The following is a 25,271-nucleotide window of genomic DNA, read 5'->3' on the forward strand; positions in this document are numbered from 1 at the left end:
TAGAATTATTTGCCTATTAATTTGATGGTTATATAAAGTCTATATTGGATAATAAAAATGAATAATGAAATTTCAGAAAAATGGCAACAACGATTTAATTTTTTCAATACTTACGGGGCACCTGATTCTTCAGAATTTAAAGCGGCGATTAAAGCTCAGCCGATGCGTGTTCGCCTGCTCTATTTGATCAACTTCTGGGCTTTTTTCTTTGGTCCTATTTATTTTGTTATTTTAGGGTTATGGAAAAAAGGTTTGATACTGTTAGCGATCTCTATAGGTGTCAGTATTGTTCTTAACCTACTTGGAGGGATTTTACCACCTTTTGTATTTACAGCAGTTGGATTGATGATTTCTTTGATGTGGGGGATGACAGCGAATTATGCTTATTACCTTAAGAAAGTAAAAGGCATTGACAATTGGAATCCCTTTGCCAAAATTAGTCCTGTATGGAAAAAATAGTTGTATTTTAGATAGAAATAGAAGGTAAAAGCGTAGAATCATCTATCTATTTGTTGGTAGATTCTACGCTTTTTTGATATTTTGTTATAAGATATTTATAATAAATATGGTTTAAGAAAAATGGTTTTTAAGTAGGGGCTGTTGAACATTGCAGTTCAAAATAAAAAAAGCGAGCGGTAGAATATTATCGTCAAAAAAAACCTACCTCTCGCTATGTCTCGAACCATGCTTACAGATAAACTATGGCTGAAACTGAAGCCTATTCTCCTAGATTTGAATATCTATGACAAACCAAATTTAAGAAATATCGTTGAGGGTATTCTATTTAGAATGAGAACAGGTGTTCCTTGGAGGGATATTCCTGAGCAATTTGGGCGACCTAATACTATTTTTAAAACTTTTAGTCGTTGGTCTAAAAATAACAAGCTCTTGAAATTATTTAAAAAACTATCACAAGATGTTGACTATGAATGGCTGTTTATAGATGCAACTCACATTAGAGCTCACCAGCATAGCACAGGAGCAACCGCAGATAATCCTCAAGCAATATCTAAAAGTGTTGGTGGAAATAGTTCAAAAATTCATATGATCGTAGATGCTTGCGGTAATCCCTGTGAATTTATCGTAACAGATGGAACGACCCACGATATCAAGGTCGCTCCAGAGCTACTTAGCAGGGTTCATTTAAATACGACAGATTACGTTAGTGCAGATAAAGGTTATGATTCTGAGAGTTTTAGAGAAGATATTATAAATCAAGGAGCTAAAGCTATTATTCCTAAAAAGAGGAATACTCTTACGAATAATAATCATATGGACTGGCATATTTATAAAACTCGGCATTTAGTGGAGAATGCATTTGCAAGGCTGAAACATTTTAGAAGTATAGCAACAAGATATGACAAGCTAAAACAACATTATGAAAACAACGTTGCTTTAGCTTGTGCCTATATTTGGCTGAAGTTATGAATGTTCAACAGCCCCTAGTTTCTATGAAATTTTAAAAAGAATATAAAACCTTACTAAATGACATTTACAAGATGTCGGGTAGAACAGCATTCTTGTTTCTTACAACCGATTCGTCGGCATTTAAATAAGCTTATTTTGAACCGACAGTACTATATATAATTTTGACAGTAAATTGTGAATCTCTCAGATTAATAGAGTCTATAGAAAGGATTTGAATCGTGGTACAACATTCCAAAGAAACTGAACTCTGTACTGCCGGCGTTGATCTTGAAGGATTGATGCAGGTTTTAAGTAAACATCTCTACTCAACGCCGATGGTGGCATTGCGAGAGTTAGTGCAAAATGGCCACGATTCAATCATTCGTCGGCAGTTAGAAACCCATAACAGCGATTTTGATCGACGAATTACAGTGTTAGGCTTTCCAGAGAAGCAGCAACTTAAAATTATCGATACCGGTGCAGGTTTAACCCACGATGAGATCCACGCTTTTTTAGCGACGGTAGGCGTCGGTTATACGCGCACACTTCGGCAAGAAGATGATGAAACGGGGCTGATTGGAATGTTTGGCTTAGGGTTTCTTTCGGCATTTGTATTAGCCGATGAGGTAGAATTTGCCACAACCTCTTATCAAACGCCGGAGCAAGGTTGGGTGTATCGTTCTAAAAATGCGGAGCACTATTTTGTAGAAGCCATAGCCCCTCGTGCGATTGGGAGTGAAATTACCCTCTATCTCAAAGATGAATATGCTTTTTTAGCACAAGCGGAAATTCTCAATAATATTTTAGGTCGTTACTGCATTTTATTGAAAGAGCCGATCTTTATTAATCAGAGTCGAACAGCGATTAATGAGAAGCGTCCCCCTTGGGAGCGTGATCCGGCGATTGTGTTACATCCTGCACAGAAATTACGGCAAGATTTAGAGTTTGCCAAACGCTTTGAACCGGTTTTTGAACCGATTGCCACAATGCCAGTGACACCTGATGGCAAGAGCGATGCAATAGGATTACTGTGGGTTCAAGATGGGGCAACGTATGGTACGAGTGATAATCGGCATCTCTCGATCTTTCTTCGGGGGATGTTACTCGATGATGATGCCCGAGATCTTCTGCCAACGTGGGCAGGATTTATCGGCGGTGTGATTGAATCGCAAAAATTAGTGCCGACAGCCAGCCGAGAAGATCTGCAAAAGGATGCGCATTATGATGCAATTCGCTATGCTTTAAGTGAGGCGATTATCGCCGGATTAGCGGAGATTGCTGAGAAACAACCGGAAGCGTGGCGCCGGATTTTAACGCGGCATAATGAAGCGCTATTAGGGGCATCCCTTTGTGATGAACGATTATTCTCAATTTTGAAAGATCACCTGCGGATACCTACTTCCCAAGGGGAATTACTACTCAAAGATCTCAAAGTCGATGGCACCCTTTATGTGATGCTCGGCAGTAATGGTGGATTTGAAGATACTCTTTTTCGTGCGCTTAAAGTGCCGGTTGCTTTTGGGGATCGTTATGCGGTAGTGCCATTTTTGCGCCGAGCAGTGCAAGTGGGTCGAGGTCGACTAATTGAGATCGGGACGGATAAAGGGAATGAACAGCTCTTTACCACAGCGAAATTAACAGCAGAAGTGCAAACGTGGTTATCAGAGCACATTGGTGATGATGAGCAGATTATTGCCGCGCGTTTTATGCCTGAAGAGTTGCCCCTTGTTGTGGTGATAGATCGTGAAATGGAATTGAAGAAGCGATTAGAAGCAGATGAAGCGGATAAGAAGATGTCGCAAGCGGCGCTTCGTCTTGCAAGGCTGTTTACGCAACGTATTGAGAGCGGTAGTGATCAGAAATTGTATCTTAATCTCAATAATTCTGCCGTTAAGCAATTACTTGAAGCAATTGAATCTAACCCCGTGCAGGCAGAGAGAGCCGCACCGCTATTAAAAGCACTCAAAGTGTTAATGTCCGGGAGAGATCAATCGCAATCGCTCAATTTAAATGAAGCTTTAAATGTTTATACTCAAACGCTCAATCAGTTATTAACCAGTAAAAGTTGATGCAAGGCGGGAGGGAATATTTGCACATCCAGATAGATCGAGCGCCCGCAGGTGAGAAGCTTAAAGCGTCTCAAATTTGATCAATCTTGAGCATTGAGAAATGCCAGACTTGCCGGCGCGGGATTGATAAAAGAACAAGATCATTTGCCCCGGCGATGAGATGGATTGTCGTAGTTGTACAAAATAGTAGTAACAGTCGTTATTAGATTATGAATACCCTCTCATTATCGAGAGAATAGAAGGATATTATATGGCAGAAAATATTATTTGGGATTGGATCATTCGATTGGATGAGGAATTACAAGAAGCAGGGCAAGGTCAGGCAGCAAAACTCATTGACCAATTTAGCACAGAGGTATGTGAACTCAATATGGAGAAGGTAGATGCCATGTTGCCAGAGGCGATTGCGTTAAGTCGGAGTCTGAATAATCCTTGGCTTGAAGTCTTCTTTCGTCATTGGGAGATGCGTAATCGTGTGGGGAATCGTGTGGAAGGGGAAGTGGCACTTGCGGATGCGGTGAAATATTTTGAGATGGCGCATCGGGAAGAGACTTATGAATGCCCGCAATCGGTCTGTTTAACACAGGATTTGACAGATTGTTATGCGAATATAGATGGTCCTGGCTGGGTGGAAGAGCGTAAAGCGGTAGTTGAAGAGATGATGGAACGTATTACACCACAATGGAACTGTTTTCGCTGTTTAAGCGTGGAGTATGTCGAAGCTCTCGCCGATGAAAAAAAGTATGAGGAAGCACTAGCCTATATTGCGTTACAAGAAGCTAAGTTACAGGAAGCAGGTGTAAAAGATGATCTTCAGGATAGTAAAATAGATATTTACATCAAACAAGAGAGATATAGTGAAGCTTATGAGCTCCTTCAAGCCAAAAAATTGGCCAAAGCGAATGAGTATCAGTGGGAAAAGTGGCGTCAGCTTGAACAGGTAGATGAAGCCTATCTATTAGCGATGTTGGGAAATGAAGCGGAAGCACGGGAAAAATTAGTACCTTGGGGGCAATTAGCCCCTTTAGGATATCGACGTTGGATTCGTACGATTGAGCAATTAGTAACGCTTGATGCAGGGTATAATAATTGGCAAGTCGCAGGTTTAATTCAATCTGCGATTGATCATTTTGAAAAAGTGGGCAGCTATCGTCACTTGATTGAGATGGCGGAGATTCAGATTCGACTTGCTTTAAAACGAGGTTCCACTTGGTATGCAAGTCGGGCGCTGACACAGATAAAATCTGCTATACCACAACTTCGGAAACAAGATGGAATGGATGCCTTATTTGCCGAGTTAGAGAAAGCGATTGCAGTCCAGAAAGCCACGGTGAATCTACCTGTTGAAGCCGATGGATTAGTTGAATGGCTCAATACTCGTGGAGAAGCGGGAGAAGGGCGCAATCCAGAGATGGAGATCGAATGGTTACTCGAAGCTGTTACACAATTGCCGGATAATGAAGCTTTAGTGGGGAATGCTGCAAGTGCGTTGTTTGCTTTAGAAGCGAAAGAGGAAGCGGAGCGATTACTGTGGAATTATGTACGGAAACATCGTGCAGATGATTCTATTACAGCAATGCTTTCAAGTCGGTTAATGGATGAAGGACGCTTCAATGAAGTGGAAGAGATCGAGCAATTTTTTGATCCCGAAAGTGATCTTCACCTTTGGGCGAAAGCACGTAGATTAAGAGGCTTACGAGATTATGATGCGGCGCAAGCGGTTGCGCTTAAAATGCATGAAAAGTTCCCGGACTATATTGGGCCAATCTCTATGATGGTAGCGGAAGGTATTCGCTTACAGCAGTTCCCTATGGCGGTTGAGTGGCTTCTAAAACAAGAAGCGTTGATGGAAGATCCTAAAAATACCCAATGGGATATTTTAACTTATGCCAGTGCCGCACAGAATTGGGAATTGGCTCGGGAATATGCTGAGAAATTGGGAATTAAACTTGAGAGTACTAAAGGGCCTATTGAAGAAGAGTGGGGAATGGTCTCTATTCGTTACTATGAAGAGGGAGATATTGTCACAGAGCGCTATGCACAATGCACGGGACCTGTTACAGCGAGAATCATTCAGCCAACAAGTAGTGGCCAAGCACAAAAAATGGGCGATTGGGTTGTCTTTGATGCAGAGCATTTAGTGGAACGTCCAGAAGATCCTGAAGAGCACTTTATCCCTTGCTTTAGAGCAGTTCATACGTTGGAAAAAGGCGGTTATCATGATTCATGGTTTGCCGATGGGGCTTATCCTGGGCAAGCCGCTTTTGACCTATTCCGAGATACGTTGCGGGAAGAAGGGTATCAAATTTGGGTCTTTAGCCCAGATGATTATCAAGTGCGTCATCCAGATGATGAAGATCGACCATTAGAAGGTGTCTATTTCAATCTGACCGCCCCCTTAAGCATGTCGCCGAAAGCGGTATATCAGCGTTTAACCGAGCTCACTAAAGAATGGGAACATCCCCTTGCTTGGTATGGTTTGGCTAAAGATGCTGGCATGCCAGTAGAACCTCATCAAAATATCATTGAGCGTTACGGCTTATAGTGGTCGCTTAAATAAGGGGAATAATGTAAAAGCCTAGAGAGCTATTTTTCTCTAGGCTTTCTTGATTGTCTTCTCTGAGTTTTTAAGTTGAAATTCCTCAAACTGCCGGCGCGGGATGTTATAAGCGCAAGATCATTCTCCCCGGCGATGGGATGAATCTTCTAAGTTGTTGCAAATAGAAGTTCACTTAAAGCGGGAGGGAATGCTTGCAAGTCCAGACAAAATACGCGCCCGCAGGTGAGCAGCTCAAAGCTTCTCAAATTTGATAAATCCTATTGATTACCGAGGTCGCAGTTGAAGGATTATCAATTTTAAGGAATGAATCCTCGGCATCAGGAAATGCCCCAACTGCCGGCGCGCGATTGTTATAAGCACAAGATCATTCTCCCCGGCGATGGGATGAATCTTCTAAGTTGTTGCAAATAGAAGTTCACTCAAAGCGGGAGGAATGCTTGCAAGTTCAGATAAACCGAGCGCCCGCAGATGCGTGATTCGACTACTTACGCAGCTTTTGTACGAATTTTCTGCACCATTTCTACGAGGAATTTACGGACATCCATTGCGGAAGTTGCTTCTTGCTCGAAGGTAAAACGGAAGAAAGCCTCATCGTGCGCTACGGTAAAGCCATATTGATCCACTTGAACCATGCGTACTTTCTCGGGTTTAGTGACCGTAGTTTGTGTGTTGAGATAGAGCACAAGCGCATCGTGATGATCAGCATTCATATGGTCAAGCATCTCTGATTCCGACTTTTCATCAAAAATGGTCGGTGCTAAAATAGTACTGTAATCCACCCAATGAATTTCCCCAAAGCCATTGATGTAACGAGCTTTTTTAGGTTTTGGTAGATAAAAGGCAAAGTTATGAACTTTATAATAGAGCGTACTTTCAGGATAGAAACGCTCATAACGACGAGCAAGGAAGGAAATCTCTTCTTCTGTTGCAGGCTCTACATCACCTAGAATCGTTAATCTCCAACCTTTTTGGATATTGTCTTGATCATCATTGTGAAGGGTCAATGATGCTTTACCATTCTCTTTCACATTCTTAGTATGCTGGGCAATATCGGCAATTAAGAGGACAATTTCATTGCGCTCATTGAGGCAAAATGGCACCACAGAACCGAGCGGGTAGCCACCAATATCAAGAGTATCCCGCATAATTGTGGCTAATACACCATTGAAGTTAGAGAGTAATTGTTTTTGGGAATCTTTTGCTGCATCTTGTTTGCTATAAGATTGAGTAAGATTATTTTTAGTCACTTGATCATGTGGATGGGACATTGTCGATCTCCTTAAATGTCGATAATTTTGTAGTGATTTCCCTCAAATGAGGGCAGTTAAAATGGTCTTTAAAACTTAAAACTTAAAACTTAAAACTTAAAACTTGAAACTTAAAACTTGAAACTTGAAAGTAAAATCTTGCTTTAAACCTTAAAAGCAAGGGTGGAAAAATCAGGGTTTTCGGGATGTTGTAACGTGACAAAATCCACTTTAAAGAGCTGTGAGAGAATTTTTGAATGCCAAAGTTCTGCCGGCGTATAGGTTCCTTGAATCACCCCATTTTGCAGTAGGATAATTTGATCTGCGATCTGTAGTGCATGATTGATGTCGTGCATGACACAGATAATGGTTAATCCCGCTTCCGTTAATTGCTTGAAATAGCGTAATAACTGTTTCTGATGATAGAGATCAAGATGGTTAAAGGGTTCATCAAGGAGCATAATCCGCTCCTGCAGATTCGGCGATTCCTCTAATGAAAAGAGTGCTTGTAATAGTACTCTTGCAATTTGTACACGATGTTGTTCACCACCGGAAAGGTGTTGATATGGGCGGTTGATAATTGAATCGAGCTCTAATTGTTGGGAGAGTTGCGTTAATAGGGCCTCTGCTTTCGGGTGATGTGGACTAACACCAAAAGGCATAATTCCCATTAGAATGACCGCTTTTGCTTTGATCGCAAAGGGAATATGTTCTGTTTGTGGAAGGACGGATCTTCGGGTTGCAAGCTCCATGACAGAGTATTGAGCAAGGGGCTTCTCCTGAAAAGAGATTCTCCCCGTTGTCGGTGATAGATCGCCGGCAAGAAGATTCAGAAGCGTCGTTTTCCCAGCGCCATTTGGGCCAATCAGCGCGGTAAAAGCCCCTTCTTGTATCGATAGTTGTGGAATATCGAGTAATGTTTTTTGATGATAGGTCAGTATCACATTCTCAAGTGTAAACATTAGCTTCTTCCTTGTTTATAGACTAAGTAGGCTAAGAAGGGCGCGCCGATAAAGGCGGTTAAAATCCCGATTGGAATTTCACTCGGTGCCGCTAAAGTACGGGAGAAGAGATCTGCAACGATCAGTAATATCCCACCAAAAAGGTAAGAGAGCGGTAACACAAAGCGATTATCAGAACCAAAGAGCATACGAATGAGGTGAGGAATGAGTAAACCGATAAAACCAATGCCGCCGGCAAATGCCACAGCACTCCCTGTGATAATGGCAACTCCCCAAATTTGCATTCGTTTGAGTTTTTCTACTTCAATTCCAAGATGTTTCGCTTCTCGTTCTCCAAGGAGCATCGCATTCATTGCGCGTGCTTTGAAGCAGAGAAGGGGAATAAAGATCAGTTGTACGACAGCGATAATGGCGATTTTTTCATAGTTAAAGCTACTTAAACTTCCCATGGTCCAAAAGGTCAGGGAGCGAAGTTCTGTCTCATCGGCAATAAAGGTCAATAATCCAATCAGCGCGCCGGTAAAAGCATTAATGGCAATACCGATGAGCAACATTGAGCTAATACTGATCCCCCGTTTATTACGTGAGAAGAGATAGAGAATCGAAGTGACAACCCAGCCACCGAGGCAAGCGGCAAGGGGGAGGGCATAATCTCCTAATATGGCAAAGAGCGAAGGAAGAAATTGTACGCCGAGAACGATTGCTAATGCGGCAAATAGCCCCGCGCCACTTGAAACACCGATAATACCGGGTTCCACTAAGGGATTACGGAATAATCCTTGCATGATCGCACCGGAGATCGCAAGCCCACCACCTACTAGAAGTGCTGCAAGTGTGCGAGGAATACGAATCTGCCAGATGATGTAATACTCAATAGACTCACTATCGAAGAGATTCTCCCAACGAATCTCCATAGCGCCTTGCCAGGTAGCAGTGAGTAAAATGATCACCAAGCCACAAAGGATCGAGAGAATAATAGGCTTTTGATATTGCTCAAAGAAGGCACTATTCACGTCTTATTGCTCCGCCATACAGTGTTGAATTGCATCGAGTAGTTGCGTGCTTTCGGCATAGATATGAATACCGAAGACAAGGTAATTACTCATATTGACATCGAACACACATTTTGGTTGAAGGGCCGCTGGCCAATCTGCGAGCCCCTCTGTTCGGCGGGTAAAGGGGGCTAGTTCCGCTTGCGGCGTGGTCATATTGTGATCGAAGCTCGCTCTTTTCCCTATGAGTACGATATCTGCACGCTTCTGTAATTGGCTCTCAAGGGAAACGGCACGATAGTGATCAAAGTCTTCATCAAAAGCATTATTGATATTGAGCAGCTCTAATAATTTATCGGCAGAGGTTTTATCCCCAGATACTTGCGGGCTTCCTGCTTGGGCTTCTTGCATAATAAAGAAGCCGGTCATCGGTGGATTTTGAGCGGTCATTGCCTCTAATTGTGCCGATTCTTCTGTAATTTTCTGATTCAGTAATGCACCCTCTTCAGCTCGATTTAATGATGCCGAGATGGTGGTCACTGCTTGCTGAATATCGGATAATTCCTTTAATTCAGGAAGCTGCATCACAGTTACTTGAGAATGTTGTAACTGCTCTAATACATTGATGGGCCCTGAATCGTGAGCAAGCAGAATGAGGTCGGGTTTGAGCGATAAAATCCCCTCTGAAGAGAGCATGGTACGGTAGCCAATATCAGGAATATTCTGTAGAGAGGGTTTGGTATGGCTGGTGCGGTCAATGCCGACTAAACGATCTTCGGCATTGAGTGCCGAGATGATTTGGGTAATCGGGTTAGAAGCAGACACAATGCGTGTCGCCTGAATAGTGGCTTGGGTATTTTGTGTCGTAGCATCATCCGCATTGGCCATAAAAGGAAGTGCGGAGAGTAAGCTAAGGGTGATCAATTTCCGTAACATTGTAAGAGTACCTGTTCTGCTAAGATAGAGAGTTATCAATATGTTTGTTCTAATTTTGAATTTAAACTATTTGAATTATTTGAATTATTGGAGTTATTTTAAATGTCTATTTTTATTGATAATTCAAGATGTTGATTTTTATATAAGTGGGTTAATGGTTTTGCTTTGAAGTGCGATAAAGCCATAGCCGAGATGCGCTATAGCTCTATTGCAAATAGGATTAATTAATCCCCTAAAACTCGTATTTCACCGAGAATGCCGCATTAAATCCTGGGTTTGAGGCGCGTCTAAGATCATTCGCTTCTCGTGCGAGTAAGCGATCACTCCAAGACCAATACTCTTTATCGAGGATATTGTAGAGTCCTGCATTGATTGTGATATCCCGCGATGGGCGATACTCAGCAATGAGATCGACAGTGGCATAACCAGGCGCCGGATTAATAGGCAGTTGTGGAATGCCGCTTTTACTTCCCTCATTACTATTGATATTACGAGCTTTTTTGGCTTGTACCGCTTTGACACGTGCACTAAGGTAGAGTTGATCAAGATAGCGATAATCGATACCAATCACAGCGGTCAGGGGTTCTACACTATTGATCGGATTATTGGTGCCTTTCTCTTTGCCTTTAGCATAAGCAAGACTGCCGTTAATCCCGATGGTGCCTCGACCATTTTGAATCGTAAAGAGATCCATCTGCCCTTTAACCTCTAAGCCATAAATCTTACTTTTGCCGAGGTTCACTGCTTGATAAACTTGAATTCTAGGATCGTTAGGATCTGTACCTACTAGATTTAACTCATCAATAAAATTCTTATAATTGGTGTAAAATCCAGTCACGGCAAAGGATTTGGTTTCATCCAGATAGTTCCAACCAAGCTCATAAGATTTACTAGTTTCAGGTTTAAGATTAGGATTTGATTTACTAATATACTTCTGATAAGGGCTACTGATATTGCTAAAACCGACATTGACTGCGCTAAATGTGGGTGCGCGGAAGCCTTCTGAATAATTGAAGAAGAGTGTATTCTCATCAGTGGGATGCCATAGGAAGGCTAACCGTTTGGAGAATTGCCCTTTGCTAACAGAAGCGGGGGCTGCGGTTCCGGGATTGGCTGATTCAAAAGCACTTCCGGCTTTAGGGGAGAGTTTGTAATGATCGTAACGAATCCCGGCAATAACCTCAAATTGGCCATCATAGAGGCTAATACGGTCTTGTAAGAAGATGCCTAGCTCTTTGATTTTTGAGTCAGGGAAACTTTTGTTTGGGAATGTTTCTGTCTCTGTCGATGCGCCGGTTGCTAGGTTGACTGTATTACCGGTGCGCTCTGTTGTTACTTTACTGTGGCGATAATTAACACCATAAGTCAGGTTATGGAAAATTATCTCATTTTGGGCAATGCCTTTGGTAAATTCAGCCCCAAGACCATAGCTTTTATTATTAAATTGCCCATAACGGGTACGATAGCTAAGATCCCCACGCATGGATTGCCGGGTTTCATTATGATCTTGTGAGGCTTTACTATTTTGATAATAGATATTCCAAAAACCTCGATCAAAGAGCGCGGTTTCTTGATTGAAATCGTGGCGCAGTGTGACTTGTTGGCGTTTATTGACATCTTTAGTATGAAGATCTAAGAAGGTAATTCTTGAGAGAGGATTAGTATAGTTAAATTGAGAGAGCGGATCGATATCGAGCGTTTCTTTGAAATTTTCATAGGTTAAGCTAAAACGGTGATCGGCATTCGGTTCAAAGACCCATTTAGTCAAGAAGTTGTAGCTATCTGCTTTAGATTTATTAGGATGAGTTCTCTCATCACCAAGACGATCTTCAGAAGAAGCTTTTCCCTGATAATTCTCCCGTTCGTGTGGATTAGTATAAGTCAAACGGGCAAAAGCTGAGAGGGTATCGGTTAAGCGCCCTGCAACGGTTCCTGAGAGAAGTGTTTCACGGGTTGCAGTTCTGTAACCCGCTTTAACTTCACCGCCGAAGCGATTATCGCCACGAATAAAGTCGCTAGGATCTTTGGTTTGCATGAAGATACCACCGGCAAGGGCGCTCCCGCCATAAAGCGTAGACATAGGCCCTTTGATAATATCCACGCTCTTCATTGCATCGATATCGAAGTAGTTACGGCTAGTGGCAAGGTAGCTTCCAAAGCTATAGGTCATCGGCATAGGCGCACCATCTACGGAGATTAAAACGCGGTCACTGCCAATGCCGCGGATACGAATATCGCTCAATCCCCCGGAATCATTGAGGTCAACGGTGACACCAGGTTCATAAGTTAAAAGATTCGCAAGATTGGTGGCATTTAATCGATCCACTTCTTGAATGCCAAAGTGAGCAATGGTCGCCGCACTTTCGGCAATAGAGAGCTCTTCTTTCAGTGCACCGGTAATCACCACTTTGCTTAAAGCAACTGTAGGTGGAGTTGGTTCATCATGGGTATCAAGCGTCACGATACCTTCCGCATTTTCAGTATTATCGTTAACCCAGGTCGGCGTTTGGGCGAACGCAAAGGGGGAGAAAATTAGGGAAGAGACACAGAGAGATAACAGCGAGCGTTTATACATAAGTAGGGACTCTTTCTTATATGAGGTTAAATAGTAAATGAATATGATTGTTTAATGCGAATGATATCAATTCTTATTTGTATATTTTTCACATTAGCTGATCATTGTCAAATTTTTTCATAAAAATCCGAAAGAGATTCACAGAGTTTCACAAAATCAGATGAGTCTAAAGCCTGATTTATCGTGGTTATTTGTCGGAATAAAAAGGAAAGTGCAAATGTATTTGTTTAAAAAATAAGCAATTGCAGTGCAATGATTTCTAGAGGTAAGGATAGTTATTATGAAGGTTGCCCAAGGAGAAGAGGATTACCAATATTGATAATTTTTAATTACTAATAGTGTAAAAGGTATGTAGAGTTGTACTAGAGCCTATCTTGAATTTAAATTATTGAATTATTTGAAATAATATTGATATTGATTTGGTTTTTATGTGGTATTTTGAGAGGTAAGCTCGGCATTATTCTTCTATCTTAGGGGAGTATTAGGAGGGTTTATTAAATAATAGATAAGGAATAATAGATGAATCGAAGACATTTTATACAGCTCGGTGGAGGTCTCTTTACCTCTTTAGTGATGCCCCTTAGCTTCATACAGGCACAATCCTTTGCAACCCCGGTGAGTGCGGAGAATGTAACACTTTTTTTGCAAGTATCTGAATTTATTACAGATAAGTCTGATCTGAAATTGATTTTAGCGCAGAGGGCATTGAGTAATTTATGGATAGATGATTCAGAGTTTATGGATAAATTACGGGAGTTACATGCCACGATCTCTCAGAGCGGTTTCCCTAATGCAACAACATTTTCTAAGAGTCTTTTGATGCAAAATCCCCAGATTGCCGATACTGTTAAAAAGATCACTAAAGCATGGTATTTAGGATATACCGGGGATCAATTGCCATATACAGTATCCGACGATGTTCGTTTTGTCACCTATACGGATGCATTGATGTATCGACCAACATTAGATGTAACGATTATTCCTTCATTTTCACGGGAAAAGCCCAATTATTGGTTTAATCCTCCAGTACATTTAATGAATCAACATTCATAAGGAGAAGAGAATGAGTAAAGAATATGATTATGACATCATCATTGTCGGCTCCGGAGCGTTGGGTGCCAATGTAGCTAGAGTATTAGCTGAAAGAAATCATAGTGTTGCAATTTTAGAGGCGGGTGAAAAAATCCCTAGATGGAAAATTTTAGAAAACTTCCGTAATTCACCTCGAAAAGGTAATTTAAATTCCCCTTATCCCAATGCCCCTTGGGCACGTCACTCTTTTGATGACGATTATATTGAAAATACTGGTTCATTTGAATTTAAACCGGGGATGTTAAAGCTTGTAGGCGGAACAACCTGGCATTGGGCAGCATTTACTTGGCGCTATCTTCCTAATGATATGAAAATTAATACACTCTATGGTGTAGGGCGAGATTGGCCTATTGAATATGATGATTTAGAACCTTTTTATACAAAGGCAGAATATGCTTTAGGGGTTGCCGGTAATGATACTCAAGATCAAAGTGGACATAATCAAGGACCATTTCCACCTAGATCAAAACCGTATCCTTTGCCCCCTGAACAAGATAACTATTTATTGCAGAGAGTTCGAGATCGCTTATCGCCATTAGGATATCGATTTGTACATGAGCCTTGTGCCCGCGCTACAGTCAAATTTGAAAATCGTCCTGCTTGTGCCGGTAATAATAATTGTATGCCTATCTGTCCTATTGGTGCGATGTATAGTGGGATTTCTGATGTTGAAAAGGCTGAAAAAGCGGGTGCTATTCTTCTAACGGATGCTACGGCCTATAGGATTAATCGAGGAAAAGAGAATAAGATTGAGTCAATCGATTACCGTTCTTCAAAAGGAGAGGATAAGCAGTTAACGGCTAAATATTTTGTCATCGCTGCTCATGGCTTGGAAACACCTAAATTATTGTTAATGTCAGATGTTGCCAATAGTTCAGATCAGGTTGGGCGTAACTTAATGGATCATTCAGGTGCAGGGTTGCAATTTATTGCAGACGAAGAAGTTTGGCCAGGTAGAGGATCTATAGAGTATGGTGTGATAGTGAATCACCGTGATGGCGATTTCCGTAAAAAACACGCTGCAATGCGCCATGGTTTTACAAACTCAAATCCTAACTTAACGTTGACACAGAATTTAATAGAACAAGGGTATTTGGGGACGGAATTAGATGAAAAAATCCGTTACCAAGCGTCACGATGGGTGGATATTTCTACAGTATTTGAGATGTTGCCAGATCCCAATAATACTGTGCGTCCAAGTACAACTCGTAAAGATGCTTTAGGAATTCCAATGTTAACGGTTCATTATAATGTAGCTGATTATGTGAAAAATGCACGGGAAGTGGCTTATCAAGATTATGCCAAAATAGTAGCAGAAATGGGTGAGAAAGTGATTGTTGATCGTACGGGATTCCAAAATAGAGATCACCTTATGGGGACTGTGATCATGGGCGATAACCCTAAAGATTCCGTTGTAAATCATGAGTGTCGTACATGGGATCATCCAAATCTCTTTCTTGCAACAACAGGTGTGATTCCTGCTTCAGGTGTCGTCAATCCTACATTGACAGGTGTTGCCTTAAGTATTCGCTTGGCCGAAATTATTGATCGTGAAATTTAAGGAGATTAAAGATGAAAAATAATCGAACGTTTTGTAACCGTCTTTTGATCTCTCTATTCACCTTGGGCATGAGTAGCAGTTTGCTTTTTGCGCAATCGCAACCGGAGATCTCTGAAGCTGAGTTAATTGAAAAAGGTCAATATATCTCCATTGCTGCGGATTGCGTTGCGTGTCATACAGCTCCAACTGAGAATGCAAAACCCTTTGCCGGTGATTATGTGATTACTGTTCCTATGGGGGATATTGTTGCGCCTAATATTACGCCTTCAAAAGAGCATGGGATTGGAAATTGGAGTGAGGCTGAATTTGCAGATGCGGTGCGTAAAGGTATTAGGCCTGATGGAACTAGACTCTATCCTGCAATGCCTTATACAGCCTACCATGGCATTACAGATGAGGATATTCACGCACTTTATACTTACTTTATGAATGGCGTTGCTGCTGTTGATGCGCCACCAAAACATGAAACTTCGCTCTCATTTCCTTTTGAATACCGTTCATTAATGGCTATTTGGAATGGGATGTTTTCGGATGATAAGACATTTACACCTGATCCGAATCAATCCGCGCAAATTAATCGGGGGGAATATCTGATTGATAATTTAGCGCATTGCGGAACGTGTCACACTCCTCGCAATCTTCTTTATTCAGAGAAAGAGAATAAGACTCTGTCGGGCTCTAATCTAGGTGGCTGGTATGCGCCGAATATTACGCCAGATCCTGAAACGGGAATTGGTAATTGGAGTAAAGAGGAGATTGTGCAATTTCTAAAAACGGGGCATATAGCGAACAAGGCCTCCTCTGCCGGAGAGATGGCTACAGCAGTTGTAGAAAGTTTTAGTAAAATGACAGACGACGATTTGATGGCAATCGCTGCTGCTTTAAAATCGATTAATGCGATACATGGTTCGGTTCCGAAAGCCATTTATACCAAGCGCTTCCCCGTTATTGAGATTAATAGTGCTTACACAGGTCAAGGAGATTACCAAACGCTTATCGATCATGATACGACAGATGGCGCATTACTTTATCTTAATGTTTGTGCCGCTTGTCATGGCATTCAAGGGGAAGGGGCTCAAGATCAATCTTTTCCATCATTAATTCTCAATAGTACTGTGAAAAGTCCATTACCTAATAATTTAGTACAAGTGATCGCTGAAGGGCTTCATAGAGCCGTACCCGGAGATGAAGTATTTATGCCAGGATTTAAATCAGAGTTAACAACAGGGCAAATCGCTGCACTTACTAATTATGTTCGAACACATTTTGGCAATATTAATGAGTCTATTTCTGCAAAAGATGTTGAGAAAATTCTCAGTGGCAAAGAGTAGCTACACTTGATGAATATATGGTAGATCAAAAGATAAAGGTATATAGGTAGAAGTAGGTTTACGGAAGTAATGTCTAAATATAGATCTGCTAACAGATACTTCAAAACAGATACCTCACAATGACAACCCTCTAATTATGATATTTGTAATCTGCATAATTAGAGGGTTTTTAATTTGATGTAACTATGAAAAAGAAAGGATGAAAAAGAAAGGAAGTGATGATCGTTGCTACGATAACCGCCCCATCAAATAACCCGTCATCGCAAGTGATCCCATCACTGTTTGATCGTTGAAGAGGAGTGTTTCATCTTTAGAAGATCGCAGCCCCATAATGTAGAGTAATGGCAGAAAGTGCTCATCTGTAGGAATAGCCAGTTGTAGGGCGCGATTACCATCACGAAATGCTTGTAGAGCGGTATTATCCCGCGCAAGAACTTGTTGGTTGATGATCTCTCTTGCTTCTTCAGCCCAATCGTAACCGCCATGCTCATTGTGAAAATCGATACGGCGTAAGTTATGCACGATATTACCGCTGCCAATAATAAGAACCCCTTTTTGTCGTAAAGATTGTAATGTTTGTGCTAACTCAAAATGCGCCATAGGTGAGAGATTGGTGTTGAGGCTCAGTTGTAACACAGGAATATCTGCTTGTGGGTAGAGGTGGCAGAGAACGGACCAAGTGCCATGATCTAACCCCCAAATATGATCGAGTTGAATAGTATTGACCATCGATTGGATTTGCTTGGCTAATAAGGGATCGCCGGGAGCCGGGTATTCCATCTGATAGAGCGCTTGAGGAAAGTGATAAAAATCATGAATAGTCGGTGGTGCCGGCATTGCCGTTACGCGAGAGCCATCTGTTTCCCAGTGCGCTGAAATGGAGAGGATTGCTGTAGGTTTAGGGAGATTGTCTCCAAGTGCTCCCCATGTTTGGGTAAACTGATTATTGCCAATTGCATTCATCGGGCTTCCATGACCTATGAAGAGAAGTGGCATCTTCTCTGTTTGAGAGAAGTTTGCGGTGATCCTTTCTAGTTGTTGTAAATTCATGATGACAATAGCTCCATGCTAACGAATAGATGCGAGTTGAAGAAGGGACTCTAAAAATTAGGCTTATACTCGAAGTGGTCGGTAGCAACAGCATCTGTGAAGACATTGAGACGTGGTTTATGGGTAATCATATTATTGATAAGAACGTTGGGGAATACTTCAATCTTCGTGTTATAACGCTCTACATTGCCATTGAATATCCGAATGCTGGCGGCGATATTATTTTCAAGTTCGGATAATTCTCGCATAAAGCTTTGATAGATATTGGAGGCTTTCAGGTCTGGGTAGTTCTCTGCCACCATATTAATATTGCTGAGAAGTGCTTTTGATTGTTGATTCACTTTAGTGAGTGCATCAATATCGGTTTTCTCTGGTGAAATTTGCTGTAAAGCTGAACGAAGTTCTGTGACATTTTGTAGTACTGAAGCCTCATGAACTTTGTACTCTTCTACCATCTTTTCAAGGTTCGGCAGGAGCCTTGTTTTCTTGAGCTCTTCGGCGATCACATCTGCCCAAGCCCGTTGGCACGCATTATAGAAAGTAATAATGCTGTTATGAATCATGACGATCAATAACAGGAGTAAGGCGATAATCGCAAGTAGAATCAGTAGTGGTGTTGACATAAAGATCTCCTTTATCATTCTTTATAATCTATGGTTTTTGTGATCCTTGATCTAGGATTGTGTTGATGAGTCATTTGCCTGTGAAGGATCAATAACATTGAAATTATGATCATTTTCGCACAATATCGTCTCAAGGTCTTTAAGGGTTCTCTCAAGTTTGAGCGCTGTAGATTTCCCCGATAGCTCAGCGATAAATTGCCCAGGGTTTGAGAGATCATATTGTTGCGGTACTTTTAAGAGATCATTATCATCAAATGAGAAGCAGAGTTCCTGTTCTTCATTGACCTCAAGCGCAATTTTTTGATAATGCTTGGCAAAATATTCTAATTGTTCAACGGTTGTCGGTGTCAAGAAACGAGCGGCTTGTTGGGGTGTTTGACTATAGACAATCAATGTCTTACGAAAATTAAGGGATGCCGGCGCATAATCCCCTTCATTAAGGCCGATAAGGCGCTTATTGGCGGCGATGACAATGGGCGCGATTTGGGTCATGGTGCTCATAGATTGTAAATTCAGAATTAAACCATAACGATCAAAATGTTCAAGGACTGTCTCTTGACTCATCTCACCATCATTGCCTCGTTTTTCTACAGTGCGTTGATCTACATAATGGAGATGATAGTAATGATAGGTAAAAGTGAGTTGCTGCCCTTGATAATAGCCCCTTAAGCATTCTCGTAATTCTCGCGAATGATTACCTCGATTGAAGTCCGATAATCGCGTTAGTAGCGCCGGCAATTGGTAATATTCTGAATGATCTACTGTGAGCTCATTATCGAAGAGAAAATCTTGATAGAAGATTTTAGCTGAGAGATTATCGAGTAATTTCCGGCGGGCAAAAAAGCGTTGCCCTAAAATAAAGGCGATAAAGATGGATAGAAAAGAGAGAAAGAGGGCAAAGCCTTCCCCGGTTCGTTGGTAGAAGAGTGTGCTCCCGATGAGGAGTAAGAAATCGAGCGTAAAATAGAGATAGAAATCCCGTTGATCAAAGGCTAGATTCCCCTCAAAACTTTTAGCTTCCTCAACAACAGCAATGAGTGCTTGCGGGGTATCTGCCTTTTGAAGTGCATTATCGATGTGGTTAATAAATTGCTTTAACCGTCGATTATGGGCGATAAAGGCCATATTCCTCCTTCTCTTAATTCTATAGTAAGATCGGTTCAAAATAAGCTTATTGAAATGCCGGCGCATCGGCTGATCGAGGCGAAGACCTGCTCTGTCCGGCATCTTGCAAGCATTGGTTAGCTAGGTTTTATGTTTTTTAAATCTCCTGATAGCCCCTAAAAACCATTTTTCTTAAACCAAAATTACTATATTTGAAACGGATTAATTTTTGAAACGGGTATAGCGAATAGTATAGGTTAAGACATTTTCACTATTTGCAGGAATGGTCAATTTCCAAGTGACACCGTCACTATTTGAGCTTTTAATTTTATGATTCGTATCGATCATTTCCCAATTCAGATCGCTCATATTGGGAATGCGTTCATTTACAACAACCTCTACCGCTTCAGACTTCGCATTTGAGAGCGTGAGTTGATAGCTAATCTCGGTTTCATCTTCATTAATAATATTATAGCTTGTGGATTGACGTTTTTGTGTTACATCAAAGGCTTTACCGCTATTGAGTATGGCTGTCTGTTGGTTGGGAGTAGCGGGTAATTGATCTTCGCCGAGGAAGGCTATGTTCTGTGCTCCCTCGTAGAGCCGAATAATGCCAGAAGGAAGCGGGAAGCCGAGGTGAGATGCTTCATCATTCTTGAAGTAGATACGAATTTCTGCGTTCGTTAAATCTATCTTGTCGGACTCTCGTTGATAAGATGCGTAGTTAGTGAAGTAATAACTCTTCTGATAAGGAATCGCTTCACTTGTAAAGAGCATTAATTGCGTCTCTTCATTATTTTTAAGTGTTGAAATTGTTGGAATATCATAGAGATAGAAATCACCCACTGATTGGGCCGAGATCGCGGTTGATTCATCCATCATCTCCATCTTTGCTGAAGCCATGAGTGCCATATTGTAGCGAGGAGTGATGTTCGTATGGATCAAGTTAGGCTCACCGGCGATCAGGCGAATTTTGGCATTTTGATAATCAAGACCACTACCATTATTGATCGTTGCCCACCCTTCTAGTTTGAGGGTTTTATTTTTATCATCAAGTTGCGCGATATAATCCGTACTCCAATTTAAACCACCGGTGAGATAGGTTAAATTCGCTTGATAAGGGGATTTTGTCTCCGGCAGATTATTGAGGATAACCGATAAAACAGGCGTATTACTTAATCCTTCCGGCAACGTACTAAAGGCGATACGGGCATTCTCAGGCAGGTTGAGTTCAATGCGATCTTGATATTGGATAATGAGCCCACCGTTATTCGAGAGAATAGTTGCGGTCTCAACCTTTTCTTGTCCGGCTTGTGTGCTCACGATTTTCACTTGTTTGCCTACAAAGTCATTGAGAAGCGTATTTGGAGAGAGAATATTTCGATCTAGCTTCTTCGCTACGATAGTAGGAACCTTCTCCCCCTCTTTGTCTGCTGTGAAGGTTAACACTAATGATGAGGTATTGGCTGAAGGGGAGATGCCTGATAGGAAAAGCGTGCTGTTTTCATGATTTAATGTGAGTGCCCGAGTCTCTTGAATTAACGCAATATTCCCCTGATAAATAGTTACTATTGGTGTTTTATGAACATCTTCTGCTTGTGCAATAGAAGATATCATTATTGAAGAGGCCACGAGAGTCGGTAAAATTGTGTGGATCATTTTGGTTTTCATTGATAGATCGCTCCAGTTTGAGATTTCGCTTGAAAAAATGGGTGAAAAAGGTCTTATATCAATTTTTTCTGATAAAAAATGAAAATTATTCGATAAATTTAAATAGTTTTCAGGGATAATAATGTCATTACAATGGATATTATTCCTATTACAGTGTCATTTAAACTGTTGTTCATTGGCTATTAGTTAAAAAATTGAAGAAAGGTTTAATAGGAACTGTTGAAGAGCGGGTGATGTATAAATCAAAAAATGGATTGATACAGCACTATTTTTTTATAAGGTTATACTAGAGATACTCTTTAGTGCAGATAGTTAAAAGCAAATGTTAAAAGTTGATGTTAAAAGTTGATGTTAAAAGCCATTAGCTCTATTTTACTATAAATAATTAGAAGTTATTAGTAAGAGTTTAATTGTTAAGGTTCAACTATAAGCGTTTATGAACGAGGTTATCAGTGAGAACGATGAGCCTAAGGATTATTCGTTAGAGTAGGTAATCACAAAGTAGCTAGTAGTCGTTATGAGAATTTATTGAATGGGAGGTCTTTTATGACATCATCACCAAAGCTTATCTTAACCGAATCATCCATTAAGCTAAATGCCGGCCCCAGGGACAAGGTAGAGGCCATTAAAGCGGTTGGCGAGATCTTAGTTGCAGCCGGCGCGGTATCCCCTGATTTTATTGATAGTCTACAAAGACGGGAGGCGGTTTCTAATACTTATCTCGGGGAAGGTATCGCCATTCCCCATGGCATGGTTGAAGATAAATCCTTGATCAAAGAGGATGCGATTGCCGTTTTACAAGTGCCGGAAGGTGTTGAGTGGAACGATGGTGAAAAAGTGACTTTAGTCGTGGGTATTGCGGCGAAAGGCGATACACATATTACGATTCTGCGACGTTTAACGCGCTTAATGCAAAATAAAGAATTGTTAGCACAATTACAAACAACGACAGATCCTCAACTGATTTTAGCCGCTTTACTAGAAGATCAGGTCAATACTCAAGCTAACGTTATCACAGAGGCTGTTACCGATTTAGCAGAACAGTTTGAATGGACGATTGATTATCCATCAGGCTTACATGCGCGCCCGGCAACCGCATGGTCTGATGCGGCTAAAGCATGGGTTAATCAAGGTATCAAAATTCAAGTACGCCACCAACAGGAAGTGGCGGATGCCGGCAATATGGTGGCATTACTTCAGTTAGGCCTAAGAGAGGGAGATCAAATTGTGATCTCTGCCGAAGGTGATCAAGCACAAGATGCTTTAATGCAATTGAAGCAAGTGATTACCGGCCTTTCAAAAGGGGAAATTGAGGCGGCGAAAAAAGCAGCTGAAGCGCTAATGAATGCCAAACATGGTGGATGGAAGCCTGCTGCAGAGATTGCGCCGATTGCAGGTGTTACTGCAAGCCCCGGGTTTGCAATGGGGCAAGTCTATTTCCTTGAGTCAAAGGTGCTTGAGATTCCTGATCAACCTGAACCTTTGACAACGGCTAGTGAACGTTTAAGTCGTGCTTTAGAAAAAACACAATTACAGCTCAAATCGATCGTAGATGATATCACCCGTCGATTAGGGGCAAAAGATGCAGAGATTTTTAAGGCACAATCAGCACTCTTAGCAGATGAAGAGTTAATGACCCTTGCGAGTCAGCGAATGGTGGCGGGGCATGGTGTTGCTTGGTCTTGGCATGAAGCGGTGGAGATGAAAGCCAATCAATTGGCAAGCAATGCAAATCCTCTGATTGCCGCTAGAGCGATTGACCTTCGGGATATCGGTCAGCGGGTATTAGCGAATATTGATAGTAGCTTAAAGAAAAACTCTCTTACGGATCTTCCTGCCGGTGAATTTATTGTGGTGACGGAAGATTTAACACCCTCAGATACGGCCGGTTTAGATCCTAATAAAGTGAAAGGCATTGCCACATTTGCAGGTGGTCCTACTTCTCATACGGCTATTTTAGCGCGGACATTAGGCATTCCTGCGGTGGTTGCGATAGGGGGTAAAATAGGGGACAAATTAGGTTCTACATTAGCAGACCTTGATCAAAAACATACCTTGGTCGTCGATGGGGATGCCGGTCGCGTTTATCTCGATCCATCAGAAGAGAATCTAGCTTCTGCAAAAGCGTGGGCTGCGCAATTAGCGGAGAAACGCTTAGAGGCAGAGAAAGGTCGTCAATTACCGGCAACTACAACAGATGATGTCAATATTATTATCGGAGCCAACATTAATCGTCCTGATCAAGTCCCACTAGCGCTCTCAGAAGGCGCTGAATGTGTGGGTTTGATGCGTACAGAGTTCCTCTTCCTTGAGCGGGGCGATACGCCAACTGAAGATGAGCAATATGCCACTTACCTTGAGATGGGGCAAAAACTTGAAGGGCGTGAGCTTATTATCCGAACTTTGGATATCGGGGGCGATAAGCAAGTGGCACATCTTAAATTACCCCATGAAGAGAATCCTTTCTTAGGCGTGCGTGGCTCACGACTTTTACTCAGACGTTTAGATCTGATGTTGCCCCAATTGCGTGCACTTTATCGTGCAGCAAAAGAGGTGAGCAATATTAAGATTATGTTCCCGATGATCACCTCTGTTTCTGAAGTGTTAACCCTTAAACAGTATTGTGAAGAGGTGCGTAGTAGCTTAGATGCGCCAGAAATCCCTATTGGGATTATGATCGAAGTGCCGGCAGCTGCGGTATTAGCCGATAAACTTGCAGAACACGTGGCTTTCTTCTCCATTGGTACGAATGACTTAACCCAATATACCCTTGCAACTGATCGCCAAAACCCCGTGTTAGCAGCGGAAGCGAAAAGCTTGCATCCTGCGGTTTTACGCCTGATTGATTTGACGGTAAAAGGGGCGCAAAAACATCAACGTCCGGTAGGTGTTTGCGGTGGCTTAGCAGGTGATCCTTTAGGCGCACAAATCTTGATGGGCTTAGGGGTGAGTGAGTTATCGATGACGCCAAGAGATGTTGCTGCAGTGAAAGCCGGTATTCGTAAAAAATCATTTGCAGATATCAAGGCGCTTGCGGAAAAAGCCCTCTCATTTGAGAGTGCTGAAGAGGTGGAAGCACTTCAAGGAGGTGATGAATGAGTCAGGTGATAGATCATACAACGGATCATACAATGAACAGTATCTTAACTATTACGCTCAATCCGGCGATTGATCAGACCATTAAAGTTCCGCGCTTAACGGTGGGGGCGGTACAGCGAGCAGAATCTGTCCATTACAATGCCGGCGGTAAAGGGATTATGGTGGCTTCATGCTTAGCGGATTGGGGACAGTTTTCTGTTCGTGCCGGCGGTCTATTAGGGGAGAGCAATCCTCAAATTTTTGAAGAAGCACTGAAAGACAAAGCGATTCAAGATTGCTTTGTGCGCGTCTCAGGGCAGAATCGCACGAATATCAAAATTGTCGATCAAAATGATACAACCGATATTAATCTCCCCGGCATTGCCGGAACTGAAGTGGCTTTACAGCGTGTTGCAGCGACTTTTGCAGAACAGAAACCAGAATTACTGGTTCTCTCAGGTTCTTTAGCAGAAGGGATGCCGGTGGATAGTTATCGCCAATTGATTCAAGCAGCACCGCAAGCGAGTAAGGTGATTCTCGATGCATCGGGTGAGGCCTTAATTGCAGCATTGAAAGGCGATCGCTTGCCATTTGCCATTAAGCCGAATGAAGTAGAGCTTGCTCAATGGGCGGGTCGGAAGTTAGAAACGACAGATGCTATTTTAACCGAAGCGCGAAAATTAGTGGATTTAGGCGTTGCCTTAGTGGCGATTTCTATGGGTGGAGATGGTGCTTATTTCCTCTCAAAAGCAGGGACGTTACGGGCCTATCTTAAGGCGGAGAAGGTTCTGACAACTGTAGGTGCAGGGGATGCAATGGTGGCAGGAATGACCGCGGCGATTGCAGAAGCCTCAGTAAAAGACTCTGCCGATAAACTTGATCTTGAACGTGTTGCACGTTTAGGTACAGCTTTTGCGGTAGGGACTTTAGGTTTTATTGGCCCTCACTTGCCGGAGAGTGATCACATAGAGGCATTAGCACAAGCTGTTCAAATTGACAAAGTGGAGAAATAG

The 25,271-nt window shown here is 41.9% G+C and carries 18 protein-coding genes; 9 read left to right on the plus strand and 9 right to left on the minus strand.

The genetic code is table 11. The features are described 5' to 3' along the window. Positions 1-57 precede the first annotated feature (57 nt). From WMO13_RS00775 to WMO13_RS00790, 4 genes are all read left to right on the plus strand, one after another. Positions 58-459, plus strand: a complete 402-nt coding sequence (locus tag WMO13_RS00775) for a DUF2628 domain-containing protein (RefSeq protein ID WP_026879387.1) — start codon at positions 58-60, stop codon at positions 457-459. A 213-nt stretch (positions 460-672) separates the two neighbouring features. Further along, positions 673-1,428 carry an IS5 family transposase gene (locus WMO13_RS00780; RefSeq protein WP_342386815.1) on the plus strand — a complete coding sequence of 252 codons (756 nt, stop codon included), beginning with the start codon at positions 673-675 and terminating at the stop codon, positions 1,426-1,428. Positions 1,429-1,706: 278 nt separating this feature from the next. After that, on the plus strand, positions 1,707-3,476 hold the full coding sequence (locus WMO13_RS00785; RefSeq protein WP_425324271.1) for a molecular chaperone HtpG: 1,770 nt from the start codon (positions 1,707-1,709) through the stop codon (positions 3,474-3,476). Between the two features lie 250 nt (positions 3,477-3,726). After that, complete coding sequence (locus tag WMO13_RS00790; RefSeq protein WP_342386873.1) at positions 3,727-6,021, plus strand: hypothetical protein; 2,295 nt, start codon at positions 3,727-3,729, stop codon at positions 6,019-6,021. A gap of 500 nt (positions 6,022-6,521) precedes the next feature. Here WMO13_RS00790 and WMO13_RS00795 read toward each other — a convergent pair whose 3' ends face one another. The 5 genes from WMO13_RS00795 to WMO13_RS00815 form a co-directional block, all read right to left on the minus strand. Further along, entirely contained in the window at positions 6,522-7,304 is a 783-nt protein-coding gene (locus WMO13_RS00795; RefSeq protein ID WP_342386874.1) for a HugZ family protein, read from the minus strand. Between the two features lie 143 nt (positions 7,305-7,447). Then, positions 7,448-8,245, minus strand: a complete 798-nt coding sequence (locus WMO13_RS00800) for an ATP-binding cassette domain-containing protein (RefSeq protein ID WP_342386875.1) — start codon at positions 8,243-8,245, stop codon at positions 7,448-7,450. Continuing rightward, complete coding sequence (locus WMO13_RS00805) at positions 8,245-9,258, minus strand: iron ABC transporter permease (RefSeq protein ID WP_342386876.1); 1,014 nt, start codon at positions 9,256-9,258, stop codon at positions 8,245-8,247. Before WMO13_RS00805 ends, WMO13_RS00800 begins: the two co-directional genes overlap by 1 nt. A gap of 3 nt (positions 9,259-9,261) precedes the next feature. Continuing rightward, entirely contained in the window at positions 9,262-10,173 is a 912-nt protein-coding gene (locus WMO13_RS00810; RefSeq protein WP_342386877.1) for a heme/hemin ABC transporter substrate-binding protein, read from the minus strand. A gap of 232 nt (positions 10,174-10,405) precedes the next feature. Further along, on the minus strand, positions 10,406-12,748 hold the full coding sequence (locus tag WMO13_RS00815) for a TonB-dependent hemoglobin/transferrin/lactoferrin family receptor (RefSeq protein WP_342386878.1): 2,343 nt from the start codon (positions 12,746-12,748) through the stop codon (positions 10,406-10,408). Between the two features lie 519 nt (positions 12,749-13,267). On the opposite strand from WMO13_RS00815, the gene WMO13_RS00820 reads away from it, so the two are divergent. The 3 genes from WMO13_RS00820 to WMO13_RS00830 are packed head-to-tail and all read left to right on the plus strand — an operon-like array spanning position 13,268 to position 16,732. Beyond that, the gene (locus WMO13_RS00820) at positions 13,268-13,801 is read left to right on the plus strand and encodes a sugar dehydrogenase complex small subunit (RefSeq protein WP_026879276.1); all 534 of its coding nucleotides are present in this window, start codon (positions 13,268-13,270) and stop codon (positions 13,799-13,801) included. A 10-nt stretch (positions 13,802-13,811) separates the two neighbouring features. Continuing rightward, complete coding sequence (locus WMO13_RS00825) at positions 13,812-15,401, plus strand: GMC family oxidoreductase (protein ID WP_026879275.1); 1,590 nt, start codon at positions 13,812-13,814, stop codon at positions 15,399-15,401. A gap of 11 nt (positions 15,402-15,412) precedes the next feature. Continuing rightward, a complete protein-coding gene (locus WMO13_RS00830) occupies positions 15,413-16,732 on the plus strand; it encodes a cytochrome c (RefSeq protein WP_051396282.1) in 1,320 nt (439 codons plus the stop codon). Between the two features lie 228 nt (positions 16,733-16,960). On the opposite strand, the gene ygiD is transcribed toward WMO13_RS00830, so the two are convergent. The 4 genes from ygiD to WMO13_RS00850 all read right to left on the minus strand — a co-directional run bounded on the left by ygiD (position 16,961) and on the right by WMO13_RS00850 (position 21,180). Continuing rightward, complete coding sequence (ygiD, locus tag WMO13_RS00835; RefSeq protein ID WP_026879274.1) at positions 16,961-17,782, minus strand: 4,5-DOPA dioxygenase extradiol; 822 nt, start codon at positions 17,780-17,782, stop codon at positions 16,961-16,963. 50 nt (positions 17,783-17,832) lie between these two features. After that, positions 17,833-18,405 (minus strand): LemA family protein, encoded by a 573-nt coding sequence (locus WMO13_RS00840; RefSeq protein ID WP_026879273.1) that lies wholly within the window; start codon positions 18,403-18,405, stop codon positions 17,833-17,835. A gap of 51 nt (positions 18,406-18,456) precedes the next feature. After that, positions 18,457-19,530 (minus strand): hypothetical protein, encoded by a 1,074-nt coding sequence (locus tag WMO13_RS00845; protein WP_026879272.1) that lies wholly within the window; start codon positions 19,528-19,530, stop codon positions 18,457-18,459. A gap of 201 nt (positions 19,531-19,731) precedes the next feature. Continuing rightward, positions 19,732-21,180, minus strand: a complete 1,449-nt coding sequence (locus WMO13_RS00850; RefSeq protein ID WP_026879271.1) for a DUF4139 domain-containing protein — start codon at positions 21,178-21,180, stop codon at positions 19,732-19,734. A 546-nt stretch (positions 21,181-21,726) separates the two neighbouring features. Between WMO13_RS00850 and ptsP the strand changes: the two genes are divergently transcribed. Next, on the plus strand, positions 21,727-24,279 hold the full coding sequence (gene ptsP / locus WMO13_RS00855) for a phosphoenolpyruvate--protein phosphotransferase (protein WP_034855954.1): 2,553 nt from the start codon (positions 21,727-21,729) through the stop codon (positions 24,277-24,279). Then, complete coding sequence (locus tag WMO13_RS00860) at positions 24,276-25,271, plus strand: 1-phosphofructokinase family hexose kinase (RefSeq protein ID WP_245601173.1); 996 nt, start codon at positions 24,276-24,278, stop codon at positions 25,269-25,271. The genes ptsP and WMO13_RS00860 overlap by 4 nt, the downstream gene beginning before the upstream one ends.

The sequence above is a fragment of the Ignatzschineria larvae DSM 13226 genome, assembly GCF_038500265.1.
Lineage (GTDB): Bacteria > Pseudomonadota > Gammaproteobacteria > Cardiobacteriales > Wohlfahrtiimonadaceae > Ignatzschineria > Ignatzschineria larvae.